Origin of the sequence: Streptomyces sp. NPDC001750, assembly GCF_042892615.1 — a bacterium.
Lineage (GTDB): Bacteria > Actinomycetota > Actinomycetes > Streptomycetales > Streptomycetaceae > Streptomyces.
In genome coordinates, this window is the sequence record NZ_JBIAUE010000014.1 from 182741 (window position 1) to 195814 (window position 13074).

The window sequence follows — 13074 nt, forward strand, 5'->3', positions numbered from 1 at the left end:
AGAGAATACGGGCCGCGACTGACAGTCTCCTATTCCTGCGGGTGTGCGACGGCGGGCCGGGGCGGCGCGCGACCGACGGCCGGGCGGGGTGAGACCATCCCCCGATGACGGATATCCGGACGCATGACGAACCGCACGGCAACGGGCTCGGCGCGCGGCTGAACTGGCTGCGTGCCGCGGTCCTCGGCGCCAACGACGGCGTCGTCTCCACGGCGGGACTGGTGGTCGGTGTGGCGGGCGCCACCGGCGACCGGGGCACCCTGCTCACGGCGGGTCTGGCCGGGCTGCTGGCCGGTTCCATGTCGATGGCGGTGGGCGAGTACGTGTCGGTCTCCACCCAGCGCGACTCGGAACGGGCCGCACTGGCCACGGAGAAGTGCGAACTCGTGGAGGCCCCCGAGGCGGAACTGGTCGAACTCACCGGCCTGCTGGAGGGCAAGGGGCTGAGCCACGAGGTCGCCCGCGAGGCCGCCCTCCAGCTCACCGCCCGCGACGCGCTGCGCGCCCACGCGGAGGTGGAACTCGGCATCAACCCGGACGAGCTGACGAACCCCTGGCACGCGGCGGGCGCGAGCTTCCTGGCGTTCACGGCGGGCGCGCTGCTGCCGTTGCTGGCGATCGTGCTGCCGCCCGCGCCGCTGCGCCTGCTCGTGACCGTGCTCTCGGTGCTGGCGGCGCTGGCGCTGACGGGCTGGTGGAGCGCCCGCCTGGGCGACGCGGCGCCGTGGCCCGCGGTGCTGAGGAACATGGGCGGGGGAGCGCTGGCGATGGCGGTCACCTACGCGGCGGGGCAACTGCTGGGCGCGGTGGGGGTGTAGGGACGCCATGGGCGCCCGGCGTACCGGGCACGCGCTCATGGCGGGGCGGCGCCCCATGTTCCTCCGGTACGCCTGATTTCTCCGGTACGCCGGAACGCTGCCCGATGCGTGCGTTCCGGGTTCAGGAACGCCGGACGATGCGTTCGGGCGGGAAGAGTTCGGTGCCGGTGGCACGGGCGTCGTGGGAGAGGGCGATGGTCAGCTCGTTCCGATCGCTCAGCGGGGACAGGTCGACGGGGTGGGGCAGTGCCGTCAGATCGAGGGAGGTGAGGCGGGGCAGCTCGCGCAGAGGGTCCAGCCCGTCGGGTACCTCGCACCCGGACAGGCTCAGCGCGCGCAGTCCGGTGAGCGGTGACAGCAGTCGGAGGTCGAGCGGTGACAGGCGATTCAGCATGAGCGATTGCAGGTCGGCGAGTGGTGGCGCACCGGTGAGCTGGAGCAGATGCGTGTTGTCCCAGAGGGACAGTGTGCGCAGGGCCGTCCAACACTCCAGTCCCTCCAGGCGCATGGGCCGGTTCTGGGTGCGAAGCGTCAGATTGGTGATCCGTCGGCCGACGGGAAGTTCGCCGATGCACTCGATGAGGGAGGCGTGCCCCAGGGTGAGCCTGCGCAGATCGGGCATGTCGCGCAGGGGGCCGGGGTCCAGGTCCGGATGCAGGTCGACCAGGGAGAGCCATTCCAGACCGGGGCGGGCCAGCGGACCGAGGTCCCTGATCCGCGGGCACATGCTGAGGCCCACCTCGCGCAGCCGGGGCATGGCCGCGATGTGACTCAGCTCGTCGAGGGCGTGGTTGCGGAAGACGAACAGCCGTTCCACATCGCTCCGGGAGGTGATGTCGGGAAAGCATTCGTGATCTCCCTGGACATGCACGCCTCGCGCGGTGGGGATGTGACGCAGCGCGGCCAACTGGGCCTCGGTCCGTACGTAGACATGCGGTCCGGAGTCCCAGGACCGGTCAGCCAGGATCTCGCGCGCGTAAGTCTCCGCGTCGAAGGAACTCCACGCCTCGGAGAGGGCGTCAGTCACCAAGAACCGGTCGTCCGACCGGAAGCGGCCGATGACCTCGTAGGCGGCGTCACCCTTGATCTCCGCCGCCGTCCGCACGATCTCGGCCGCCTCGCGCTCGTTCACCTCGTCCGGGCCCGGCAGCAGTCCCAGCACCAGTTCACCGACCTTCGCGAGCGCATCGGTGTCCTCCGGAGTCGTCGGCGGCAGCAGCTTCGCGGTCCGGTGCTTCACCTCCTCCCGGACGTCCGGGTCCAGCTCCGGGGCGTGCTCCAGGCTCGCCGCCGCGAGCAGCACCAGCCGGTGGCCGAGGTCGGGGTCCTGGTCCGCACGGCGCAGCAACCCGCGCAGGAGCTCGGTCCGTTCGTCCACCCGGGCGTGCCCCACGGCCATCTGCACCACGTCGTCCCAGCCGTCGTCGTGCGCGTTGCGCACCAGCACCCCGAAGTCCCGCGCCTCCACCGCGGCCTTCGCGCCCAGGTGGTCCAGGAACGTCCGGTGCACGAAGTCCACGGCGCCCGGGGCCGGTTCGCGCAGCAGGCCGCTGCGGATCAGCAGGTGCGAGAACACCTGCTCCGCCGTACCCCGCACCTGCGGCATGGCCCGCAGCCAGTCCCCGACCAGCGTCACCGCCTGCGCGCGGTCCGCCTCCACCTGGCCATTGCGGATCAGCCAGTACGCCAGCCGCTGCAACAGCGCCGTCTGCTCCTCGCGGGTCAGATCGACGCCCTCCACGCCCACGATCTCGCGCTCGGTGTCCCGCCGGACCAGCAGCATGTCCAGCGCGGCGTCGTACAACTCCTTGCGGGCGCGCGGGAGCTGCATCCGCCGGTCCCGGTTGAGGGCGCACAGCAGCGCGCACATCAGCGGGTTCGTCGCCAGCCGGCCCAGGTCCCGGCGCGCCCCGACCGCCCGGCGCAGCGCCTCCTCGTACGTGTCGAGCCTCGTCCGCTCGTCCCCTGACGGGCACTCCGTCCGTGCCGCGTCGTGCCAGTGCCCGATGAAGGCGCGGATGTCCTCCCGCTCCATCGGCTGGAGGGAGTGCACGACGAAGCCCTGCCGGTCCAGCCAGCCGTCCGGGACAGCGGAGGGCCGGGTCGTCACCACGTAGCGGGCCTGCGGATAGGCCGCGATCAGGTCCTTGAGCCAGCGCTCGGTCCGGTTGCGCAGCCGCATCGGGACCTCGTCCACCCCGTCCACCAGGACCAGCGCCCGGCCCTCGGCCAGCAGTCGGTCCGCCCAGCCCGGGGGCGCCGCGCCGTGCAGCGGGACGCCGGTCGCGCGCAGGAAGTCGTCGGGCACGGGCAGGGACTCGTACGAGGTGAAGGCGCGCAGCCGCAGGACGAAGGGCACACAGCGGTTCCAGTCCGCGAGCCCGTCGGCGAAGGTGCGGCGCGCGGCGTTCACCGCCAGCCACTGCACCAGCGTGCTCTTCCCGGACCCCGCCGGACCGCGCAGCAGCAGCCGGTTGGTGTCCGCGAGCGCCTGTTCGACCCTGACCGTCACCCGGTCCGGGGCGGGCAGCTCCCACCGCTCCGGATCGGAGGAGTCGTGGGAACTCACCGTCAGGCCGATATAGGCCGTCTCCAGCGGCCATTCGCCCGCCGAGCGCCCCAGCGTCAGGCCGAAGAGACCCATCCGGCTGTGCGTGGCGGCCACGAAGTCCGCGTACCGCTGCTCGAAGTCCAGGGCCGCCGCCTCCGGGCGCGGACCCGTCCGGGAACGGACGTCCTCCATCAGCTCCCTCGTCCGTGCGGCCGAACGGACCTGCTCCACCGCCGCCCGTGCCGCGAACGACGGCTCGGCGGTCAGCTGCTCCACGACGTGCTCGCAGCACCGGCCCAGCAGTTCCTCGTACAGGTCGGTCGCGCGCTCCCCGAGGCCCGCGGCGGGCACCGGCAGTTCGGCGCGCAGCCGTGCCGGATCCAGGTCCAGTGCGAACAGCCGGTCCGCCGTCAGCCCGTCCGCCGCCGCGAACGCGTCCCGTACCGCGTCCACGGCGGCGAGCCGCTCGTGCTCGGGGAGATCCGCGTACGACTCCGTCAGACGCTTCCCGAGCACCTTCGCCAGGCGGTCCGGCTTCGCCGGGCGGGGAAGCGGGCGCACCGGATCCGGGACCAGCCCCGCGCCGGTCCTCGGCCGCACCAACGACCTGGCGACCGCGCCGGCCACCGTCGTGGCCAGCCGGAGCACCGCAACGTCCAAACCCTGCACGACAGTTCCTCCCCCGAGGTGGTTCCGTTCACAGGGATCGTACGACGCCCGCGCCGACGGGAGCGACGGAGGATTTGGCGGAAGCCACCAAAGACTGTTGACATCGCGTCTCGCATACTTGTTGGTAACAACGTCTGGTCCTCGGCGACGTGCGGCTCTACGGTGCTCGCATGCCGTCGAACCTGCCCGATGTCGTGCTCTGGTCCATACCGGCCTTCGTCCTGCTCACCGTCCTGGAGCTGGCCCTCCACCGCTTCCATCCCGACGAGGACGCCGCGGGGTACGAGGCGAAGGACGCGGTCACCAGCGTCACCATGGGGGTGGGCAGCCTGGGCTTCGACCTGCTGTGGAAAGTGCCCATCGTCGCGATCTACACCGCGGTCTACGAGCTGACGCCGCTGCGGGTCCCCGTGCTGTGGTGGACCGTCCTGCTGATGCTGCTCGCCCAGGACTTCCTCTACTACTGGTCCCACCGGGGCCACCACGTCATCCGGATCCTGTGGGCCTGCCACGTCGTCCACCATTCCAGCCGGAAGTTCAACCTCACCACCGCGCTGCGCCAGCCCTGGACGTCGTGGAGCGTCTGGCCGTTCTACGTGCCGCTGGTGGCCTGCGGGGTCCATCCGGCCGCGCTCGCCTTCTGCTCGTCGGTGAACCTCGTCTACCAGTTCTGGGTGCACACGGAACGCGTCGGCAGGCTTCCCGGGCCGTTCGAGTACGTACTGAACACGCCGTCGCACCACCGGGTGCACCACGCCTCGCAGGGCGACTACCTGGACCGCAACTTCGGCGGCATCCTCATCCTCTGGGACCGGCTCTTCGGAACCTTCACCCCCGAGACGCAGCGGCCCGTGTTCGGCCTCACCAAGAACATCGACACCTACAACCCGCTGCGGGTCGCCACCCACGAGTACGCCGCCATCGCCCGAGACGTGCGGGCGGCGCACAGCTGGGGCGAGCGCGCCGGGCGGATCTTCCGCGGGCCGGGCTGGCAGCCGACGGCGACCGCGACGGCCTCCCGGGACCTCCTGGCCGGTGCCGCCGCGGCCCCCGGCGCGCAGGCGCCGGACGCCCCCGCGACCCTTCGCACCGAGGAGCGTGCCGGATGAGCGCCGCCATCGGAACGGACCGCCGGGAACGTCTCGCCCGCGCGCTGCTCACCGCCTTCCTGGTGGTCGCGGCCGTCGACCTCGTCGCCCTGCTCGCCGACATCCCGGTCGCCGCCCGCGTCGCCAAGCCCCTGCTGATGCCGCTGCTGGCCGCGTACGCCGTCGCCCGGCGCGGCCCCCGGCTGCTCGTCGCGGCGCTGCTGTTCGGCTGGGGCGGCGACGTGCTGCTGATGGTCGACTCCGACACCGCCTTCCTCCTCGGGATGGGCTCCTTCGCCGTCGGACACGTCTGCTACCTGTGGCTGTTCGGACGCGCCCCGAGTTCGCTGTCCGTGGCGGTCGCGTACGCCGTCGTGCTGACCGTCGCCCTCGTGCTGCTCTGGCCGGGGCTCCCCGCCGACCTGCGGATCCCGATGGTCGGCTACAGCCTGCTGCTCACGGCCATGGCCTACCGCGCCGGTGTCCTCGGCCGGTACGCGGCCGTCGGCGGGGCGCTCTTCCTGCTCTCCGACACGCTCATCGCCGTCGGGGTCGCCGACGCGCCGAGCCTGCCGGCCCACAGCTTCTGGATCATGCTCACGTACATCGCCGCGCAGTTCCTGCTCGCGGGCGGGGCGCTCTCGCCCGGTACGCGGCCGTGGGCACGCGCCTCGGCCGTCCCCCCGGCACCGGGGACCCCGCGGCCGTGACCCCGCCACCGGGGCCGCCGGGCGGCGGGTGAACGACCCGCGGACGCGTACGGCCCGTTCAGCCCGCGTCCAGTGCTGTGACCGGGAAGGTTTGCCGGGTGGCTCGCGGCGTCGGGCGCGGTGCATCGCAAGGCGCGAGCATCGTCCGCGTACTGGACGTACGCAGGTGATGCGACAACGCCGCGAGGTGCCGTGCCGGGCGTCGCGAGCCGGTGAACCTTCCCGGTCACAGCACCGGCCAGACCGGCGCGTCCGAGCCCAGCGGGCCGGGCGGGCGCGACCAGTCGGCGGGCGAACCGTCGAAGCCGACCGGCGGCAGGGCGTGACGCAGGCGGCCGAGCGGACCGTCCGTCTCCGTCAGCCACTTCTCCGGATCGTACGCATCCGCCGCTCCGTCACGGGGCGCGGGCCGGGGGCCCGTGGGCAGTTCGTCGAGCAGCCACGCGGCGGTACGGGCGAGCGAGAGGGTGACCAGCCGGGAGCCGCCCTCCTCGAGCTGCCCGGTCAACGCGCGCAGCACGGCGGCGGCCAGCAGATAGCCCGTGCCGTGGTCCAGTGCCTGGGCGGGCAGCGCGCCCGGTGGGTGCTCCGCCCCGTCCGGGGCCTCGACCGAGGCGATGCCGGTCGCCACCTGCACCAGGCTGTCGAAGCCGCGGCGTCCCGCCCACGGACCGTGCCCCCACGCCGAGAGCCTGCCGATCACCACCCCCGGCCTATGGGCGGCCAGCGACTCGGGAGTCAGCCCGAACCGCTCGACCGAACCGGGACGGTAGCCGATGACCACCACGTCCGCGCCGGCCAGCAGCTCGTCGAAGACGGCCGAGCCGTGGCGGTCGGCGAGGTCCAGGTCCACGGACCGCTTGCCGAAACCGGTGTCGCCGTGCGCGTCCGGGCTCTCCGGCAGCTTCGGGGCGTCGATCCGCAGCACGTCCGCGCCGAGCAGCGCGAGCGTACGGGTGGCGACGGGGCCCGCGATCACCCTGGTCAGGTCCAGCACGCGCAGCCCGGCCAGCGGCAGCAGGGGGTTCTCGCCGGTGAGCGGCGAGGCGCGGCGCACCGGCGCGTCGTCGAGGCGGACCCGGTCCACCAGCGGCGTGTCCCGGACCGCGGCGCCCTGGGGACCGGCGGCCCACTCGCCGGGCGTACGGGCGGCGACGGCCAGGCCGCCCGCCGCGTACACGGTCTCCTCGATCTCGTCGCCCCGGCGCCCGGCGAACGAGGCGGCGACGGCGTCCGCGGCGGCCGGATCCGGGACGTCCTCGGGCAGGCCCAGCGTGCCGAGCAACCGGGCCCGGTGGTGCGGGTAGTTGGCGTGCGTACGGACCCAGCCGTCCGCCGTGCGCCAGAACCGGGACAACGGGGCGAAGGAGGTCGGCGCGCGCCCGTCGATCCGCAGATGGCGTTCGCTGGTGAACGCCGTGGCGACCGCGCCGTCGTCGACCCGGACCCGGGGCACGGGGCGCGCGGTGCGGAGCGCGGCCAGTTCGGCGGCGGCCAGCGAACAGACCGCGACCGAGGAACGGGCCAGCTCCATGACCGGCAGCCGGGCGGGCAGCAGCCCCGCCGGGCCGCCCGTCACGATGTGCGGGAGGAGCGCGGGGTCCCCGCCCAGCGCCGCCCATGCCTGCCGCGTTCCGGACACGTGTGCGTGATTCATCTCCGCACTATGGCACCGAGTGCCACCGGCCGGAAAGGGAGGGCGGCGGCCGGTGCCGGCCGCCGCCCCGGGATCCTCGCTGTCGCTACCAGCGGACCGCGTTCAGCGCGTTGACGACTCCGGCCCCGTAGAAGCCGTTGTCCTTCTTGCCGCCCTCGCACACGGCGTCGATCTCGCCGTCGCCGTCGATGTCGTACGGCGCGCCGCACGCGGTGGCGTCGGCCTCGACCGCCAGGAGCGCCTTCACCGCGGCCGCCGAGGCGTACGGGTGCTTGGACTTGATCAGCGCCGCGACGCCCGCGACGTGCGGGGACGCCATTGACGTACCGGCCTTGTAGCCGTACCTGCCGCCCGGCAGCGTGGACAGGATCAGACCGCTCGTGGCGGGCGCCTCGGGCTTCTGGTAGATCGTCGAGTCACCGCCCGGGGCGGCGACGTCGATCATGCCCTTGCCGTAGTTCGAGTACGAGGACTTCAGCCCCTTGGCACCGGTCGCCGAGACCGTCACGACACCGGGCAGCATCGCCGGGATGTCGAGGCACTGGCGCGGGTCGATCGTCCGGTCGACCGCCGTGGTGTCGTTCGGGCTGGTCGTGTCCTTGATCGTGGGGGCGGCCAGGTCGAAGGCGCTGTTGCCGGCCGAGGCCACGTTGACCGTGCCCCTGCGCTCCGCGTAACGGGTGGCGCGGGCGACGGCCTCGACCAGCGCACCCTGGTCGAGGTCGTCCTTGCAGTTGAACATCCACGGGTCGGTGTAATAGCTGTTGTTGGTGACGTCGATCCCGTTCTCGGCGGCCCAGACGAAGCCGCAGACGATCGACTCGGTGTAGAAGAAGCCGTCCGGGTTCGCCACCTTGATGCCGGCGACCTTCACGCCCGGCGCGACGCCCGTGACCCCGACGCCGTTCTTCGCGGCGGCGACGGTGCCCGCCACGTGCGTGCCGTGGTCGCTCTCCCCGGTCTTCGGACGCCAGGCGCCGTCCGACGTGTCCGGCGCCCCGGACACGCAGCTGGCCGAGGCCCCGCGGTCGAAGTTCGGCGCCAGGTCGGGGTGGGTGTCGTCGACGCCCGTGTCGATGACACCGACCGTGACCTTGCTGCTGCCCAGCGATATGCGGTGCGCCTGGTCCGCCTTGATGGCGGGCAGGTCCCACTGCAGCGGCTCCATCGGGTCCTGCCCGGCGGTCGCCTCCGCCGCCGCGGCCTCGGCCTGCGCGGCGGTGAGCGGCTGCTCGGCCCCGGTGTCCGTGGTGGCCTGCGGAACGATGGGGTTGGTACGGGTGGCTCCCGCCGAGTCGACGCCCTTGGCACGGCGGATCGTCTTGGCGAAGTCCGGGTTCTGCGAGTGGACGACGATCACGCCTATCTGCTCGTAGGCGGTCACCACCGTGCCACCGGCCGCGGCTATCGCCTTCTTCACCTGCTTGACGGTGCCGTGATGGGCCCGAGTGTTGACCACGTACGAGAGCTTCGGGCCGTCCGTCGACACCGTCGCCGAGGGCTGCGCGTCCGCCGGAGCGGCGGAGGCGGCCCCCGTCGGCAGGAAGCCGAGCGAAGCCGTGAGTGCCAGTCCGACGGAGATCGTCAGGGTGCGCGTCCGTCTGGAACCCAGCTGAGCCATGGGGTCTCCACATCATCAGTGCCGGGCGACCGGACACCGGCCGTACCCGGTCGCGTACATGACCAGTGAAGTTATCGCTGATCATCCCCGTTCATCAATGAGTAAGGCCGACCGATTTGACTGGACGGCCGCGCACGGACGCGTCCGGGGAGTGCGAACCGGCGGTGAACCACCGTCACACGCCGTCCGTGTCGTAGGCAGGGGCACCCGCCGTCACCCCGGGAGAGCGCACCACGCGCCCCCGGCCGGCCGCGGCTCCCCGGCGAAAACCCACCGTTCCCGTTCACCGCACCCGCGTCGCGAGGAGATTCCGTGACTACCGATGCAGCACCACCGCCCGAGAGCGTTACGGACACCCGCCCCGCCGAACCGACGACCGCGGCGTTCGTCGCGACCCAGGAGAGCGCGGAGTTCGGTGAACTGCGCCGCACCCACCGCTCGTTCGCCTTCCCGCTGACCGTGGCCTTCGTCCTCTGGTACCTCCTGTACGTCCTGCTGTCCAACTACGCGGGCGACTTCATGGGCACCAAGGTGTACGGCAACATCAACGTGGCCTTCGTGTTCGGCCTCGCCCAGTTCGTCAGCACCTTCCTCATCGCCTGGCTCTACTCGCGCCACGCCGCCGCGAAGCTCGACCCGAAGGCCGAGGCCATCAAGTCCCGTCTGGAGGCCGACGCATGAGCGCCGCACACCCCTCGCCCGCCGTCCTCGACCTGGCCGCCGCCTCCTCGACCGCCGAGCACCGGCCACTGATCATCACGCTGTTCGCGGTGTTCGTCGCCGCAACCCTCGGCATCACCGTCTGGGCCGGCCGACAGACCAGGAGCGCCTCCGACTTCTACGCAGGAGGCAGGCAGTTCACCGCCTTCCAGAACGGGCTCGCGGTCTCCGGCGACTACATGTCGGCGGCCTCGTTCCTCGGCATCGCCGGAGCCATCGCCCTCTTCGGCTACGACGGCTTCCTCTACTCCATCGGCTTCCTCGTCGCCTGGCTCGTGGCGCTGCTGCTGGTCGCCGAGCCGCTGCGCAACTCCGGCCGCTACACGATGGGCGACGTCCTCGCCTACCGGATGCGGCAGCGCCCGGTCCGCACCGCGGCCGGCGTCTCCACCATCGTCGTCTCGATCTTCTACCTGCTGGCCCAGATGGCGGGCGCGGGCGTCCTGGTCGCCCTGCTGCTCGGCATCACCAGCGACGCGGGCAAGATCCTCATCGTCGCGCTGGTCGGCGTGCTGATGATCGTGTACGTCACCATCGGCGGCATGAAGGGCACCACCTGGGTCCAGATGGTCAAGGCAGTGCTGCTCATCGCCGGTGCCCTGCTGATGACGTTCCTGGTGCTGCTGAAGTTCGACTTCAACGTCTCCGACCTGCTGGGCAAGGCCGCGGCGAAGAGCGGCCACGGAGCCGCGTTCCTGGAACCCGGCCTCAAGTACGGCGCCACCGGCACCTCGAAGCTCGACTTCCTCTCCCTCGGCATCGCGCTGGTCCTCGGCACCGCCGGTCTGCCGCACATCCTGATCCGCTTCTACACGGTGCCGACCGCCAAGGCCGCCCGTAAGTCGGTCAACTGGGCCATCGGCATCATCGGCGCCTTCTACCTGATGACGATCGCGCTCGGCTTCGGTGCCGCGGCGCTGATCGGCCCGGCCGAGATCAAGGCGAAGAACCCGGCCGGCAACGCCGCCGCCCCCCAACTCGCCGAATACCTCGGAGGCGTGGGCTCCACCGGCGGCGCCGTGCTGCTGGCGGTCATCTCGGCCGTCGCCTTCGCCACCATCCTCGCCGTGGTCGCGGGCCTCACCCTCGCCTCCTCGTCCTCCTTCGCGCACGACATCTACGCCAACGTCATCCGCAAGGGGAAGGCCACCGAGAAGGAGGAGATGCGGGCCGCCCGCTGGGCCACCGTCCTCATCGGCGCGGTCGCGATCGTCCTGGGCGTCTTCGCCCGTGACCTGAACGTCGCCGGGCTGGTCGCGCTCGCCTTCGCCGTCGCCGCCTCGGCGAACCTGCCGACCATCCTCTACAGCCTCTTCTGGAAGCGGTTCACCACCCGGGGCGCGCTCTGGTCGATCTACGGCGGCCTGGCCGCCTCGGTGATCCTGGTGCTGTTCTCACCGGTCGTCTCCGGCAACGAGAAGACGTCCATGTTCAAGGGGGTCGACTTCGCCTGGTTCCCGCTGGAGAACCCGGGGCTGATCTCCATCCCGCTGGGCTTCCTGCTCGGCTGGATCGGCTCCCTCCTCTCCAAGGAGGAACCCGACAGGGGCAAGTACGCCGAACTGGAGGTGAAGTCCCTCACCGGCGTCGGAGCCCACTGAGCCGGGCGGGACACCCATCCCGTCGCCGTCGCACCGTCGTGGCCGTGTCGCAGGTTCTGCGACACGGCCACGACGCTCCCGGAGTCGCAGGAGTGCCGTGCGCACCCCTCCGATGCCACAGGTCTCGCGTAGTCTCGGAAGAGTCGGCCGCAAGGGCCGGGCCGGACGTCGCGCCGACGGGCTCCGCCCGACGCCCGGCCGGAGCGGTGCCCGGGAAGCCCGGCCGATACCGCGACAGTCCGGAAACCGAAACCGGAGAACGACGGGGGGCCCACATGCTCATCGACACCTACGGCCGGGTCGCCACCGACCTGCGCGTGTCGCTGACCGACCGGTGCAATCTGCGCTGCACCTACTGCATGCCCGAAGAGGGCCTGCAGTGGCTGGCCAAGCCCGATCTGCTCAGCGACGACGAGATCGTCCGGCTCGTCCGCATCGCCGTCACCCGCCTCGGCGTCACGGAAGTCCGCTTCACCGGCGGCGAGCCGCTGCTGCGCCCCGGGCTCGTCTCCGTCGTCGAACGCTGCGCGGCCCTCGCCCCACGCCCCGGGCTCTCGCTCACCACCAACGGCATCGGGCTGGGACGCACCGCGGGCGCGCTCAAGGAAGCCGGGCTGGACCGGGTCAACGTCTCGCTGGACACCCTGCGCCCCGACGTCTTCAAGGCACTCACCCGCCGCGACCGCCACCACGATGTACTGACCGGCCTCGAAGCCGCCCGTGACGCCGGACTCACGCCGGTCAAGGTCAACACCGTCCTGATGCCGGGACTCAACGACGACGAGGCACCCGAGCTGCTCGCCTGGGCCGTCGAGCACGGATACGAGCTCCGTTTCATCGAGCAGATGCCGCTCGACGCCCAGCACGGCTGGAAGCGCGAAGGCATGATCACGGCCGGTGACATACTCCGGTCGCTGCGCACCCGCTTCACCCTCACCGAGGAGGACGGGAGCGCGCGCGGATCCGCGCCGGCCGAACGCTGGCTCGTCGACGGCGGACCCCACCGCGTCGGTGTCATCGCCTCCGTCACCCGGCCCTTCTGCCGGGCCTGCGACCGGACCAGGCTCACCGCCGACGGGCAGGTGCGCACCTGCCTCTTCGCCCGTGAGGAGACCGATCTGCGCGGCGCGCTGCGCTCGGACGCGCCGGACGAGGAGATCGCCCGGATCTGGACGCGGGCGATGTGGGGGAAGAAGGCCGGCTCCGGGCTGGACGACCCGTCCTTTCTTCAACCGGACCGGCCGATGTCGGCGATCGGCGGCTGACGGCGGCCCTCAGCGACCGGCGGCCCCGGACTCCCAATCGGCCAGCGTCACGACGTCCTTGAGGAATCCGCGGAGGCCCAGGAACGAGGAGAGGTGCTCGCGGTGCTCCTCGCAGGCCAGCCACGTCTTGCGGCGCTCCGGGGTGTGCAGCTTCGGGTTGTTCCAGGCCAGCACCCACACGGCGGCGGCCCGGCAGCCCTTGGCGGAACAGATGGGTGCGGCGTTCTCGGCCGCGGTATCGGGGGAGTTCACGTGATCAACCCTAGTGGGGCCGGGACAGATGGTCCGGGGCCCGGTGTCCGACCGGCACCCGCCCGTCGCGCGCCCCCGCGCATCCCGCCGCCGTGCGTCCCGCCATGACGAACAAACGTGCA

Annotated in this window: 10 protein-coding genes; 6 read left to right on the forward strand and 4 right to left on the reverse strand. The window is 72.0% G+C overall.

Annotated features, from left to right (window positions below):
* Positions 1-104: 104 nt before the first annotated feature.
* Complete coding sequence (locus ACFYY6_RS22345) at positions 105-818, forward strand: VIT family protein (RefSeq protein WP_351518249.1); 714 nt, start codon at positions 105-107, stop codon at positions 816-818.
* Positions 819-939: 121 nt separating this feature from the next.
* Here the strand turns inward: ACFYY6_RS22345 and ACFYY6_RS22350 are convergent, their stop codons facing one another.
* On the reverse strand, positions 940-4038 hold the full coding sequence (locus ACFYY6_RS22350; protein ID WP_389194765.1) for an NACHT domain-containing protein: 3099 nt from the start codon (positions 4036-4038) through the stop codon (positions 940-942).
* 170 nt (positions 4039-4208) lie between these two features.
* On the opposite strand from ACFYY6_RS22350, the gene ACFYY6_RS22355 reads away from it, so the two are divergent.
* Together ACFYY6_RS22355 and ACFYY6_RS22360 are read left to right on the forward strand one after the other, a co-directional pair.
* A complete protein-coding gene (locus ACFYY6_RS22355; protein ID WP_351623473.1) occupies positions 4209-5147 on the forward strand; it encodes a sterol desaturase family protein in 939 nt (312 codons plus the stop codon).
* Positions 5144-5836 carry a lysoplasmalogenase gene (locus tag ACFYY6_RS22360; RefSeq protein WP_351518245.1) on the forward strand — a complete coding sequence of 231 codons (693 nt, stop codon included), beginning with the start codon at positions 5144-5146 and terminating at the stop codon, positions 5834-5836. Before ACFYY6_RS22355 ends, ACFYY6_RS22360 begins: the two co-directional genes overlap by 4 nt.
* Positions 5837-6062: 226 nt before the next feature.
* Here ACFYY6_RS22360 and ACFYY6_RS22365 read toward each other — a convergent pair whose 3' ends face one another.
* Positions 6063-7493: a CoA transferase gene (locus ACFYY6_RS22365; RefSeq protein ID WP_351623472.1), complete on the reverse strand. Its 1431-nt coding sequence runs from the start codon at positions 7491-7493 to the stop codon at positions 6063-6065.
* A gap of 85 nt (positions 7494-7578) precedes the next feature.
* Positions 7579-9114, reverse strand: coding sequence for a S8 family serine peptidase (locus ACFYY6_RS22370; protein WP_351518242.1), 1536 nt, complete (start codon positions 9112-9114; stop codon positions 7579-7581).
* A 312-nt stretch (positions 9115-9426) separates the two neighbouring features.
* Between ACFYY6_RS22370 and ACFYY6_RS22375 the strand changes: the two genes are divergently transcribed.
* From ACFYY6_RS22375 to moaA, 3 genes are all read left to right on the forward strand, one after another.
* Positions 9427-9795, forward strand: coding sequence for a DUF485 domain-containing protein (locus ACFYY6_RS22375; RefSeq protein WP_351518241.1), 369 nt, complete (start codon positions 9427-9429; stop codon positions 9793-9795).
* Complete coding sequence (locus ACFYY6_RS22380) at positions 9792-11435, forward strand: cation acetate symporter (protein ID WP_351518240.1); 1644 nt, start codon at positions 9792-9794, stop codon at positions 11433-11435. The genes ACFYY6_RS22375 and ACFYY6_RS22380 overlap by 4 nt, the downstream gene beginning before the upstream one ends.
* Before the next feature lie 275 nt (positions 11436-11710).
* Entirely contained in the window at positions 11711-12700 is a 990-nt protein-coding gene (moaA, locus tag ACFYY6_RS22385) for a GTP 3',8-cyclase MoaA (protein ID WP_351525953.1), read from the forward strand.
* 9 nt (positions 12701-12709) lie between these two features.
* On the opposite strand, the gene ACFYY6_RS22390 is transcribed toward moaA, so the two are convergent.
* Positions 12710-12952, reverse strand: coding sequence for a hypothetical protein (locus ACFYY6_RS22390; RefSeq protein ID WP_351525955.1), 243 nt, complete (start codon positions 12950-12952; stop codon positions 12710-12712).
* Positions 12953-13074: the final 122 nt, after the last annotated feature.

Excerpts from the sequence above, each read along its gene's own strand:
- ACFYY6_RS22345 (WP_351518249.1), top strand. The coding sequence starts at position 105 with ATGACGGATATCCGGACGCATGACGAACCGCACGGCAACGGGCTCGGC.
- ACFYY6_RS22355 (WP_351623473.1), top strand. The coding sequence starts at position 4,209 with ATGCCGTCGAACCTGCCCGATGTCGTGCTCTGGTCCATACCGGCCTTC.
- ACFYY6_RS22360 (WP_351518245.1), top strand. The coding sequence starts at position 5,144 with ATGAGCGCCGCCATCGGAACGGACCGCCGGGAACGTCTCGCCCGCGCG.
- ACFYY6_RS22365 (WP_351623472.1), bottom strand. The coding sequence starts at position 7,493 with ATGAATCACGCACACGTGTCCGGAACGCGGCAGGCATGGGCGGCGCTG.
- ACFYY6_RS22370 (WP_351518242.1), bottom strand. The coding sequence starts at position 9,114 with ATGGCTCAGCTGGGTTCCAGACGGACGCGCACCCTGACGATCTCCGTC.
- ACFYY6_RS22380 (WP_351518240.1), top strand. The coding sequence starts at position 9,792 with ATGAGCGCCGCACACCCCTCGCCCGCCGTCCTCGACCTGGCCGCCGCC.
- moaA (WP_351525953.1), top strand. The coding sequence starts at position 11,711 with ATGCTCATCGACACCTACGGCCGGGTCGCCACCGACCTGCGCGTGTCG.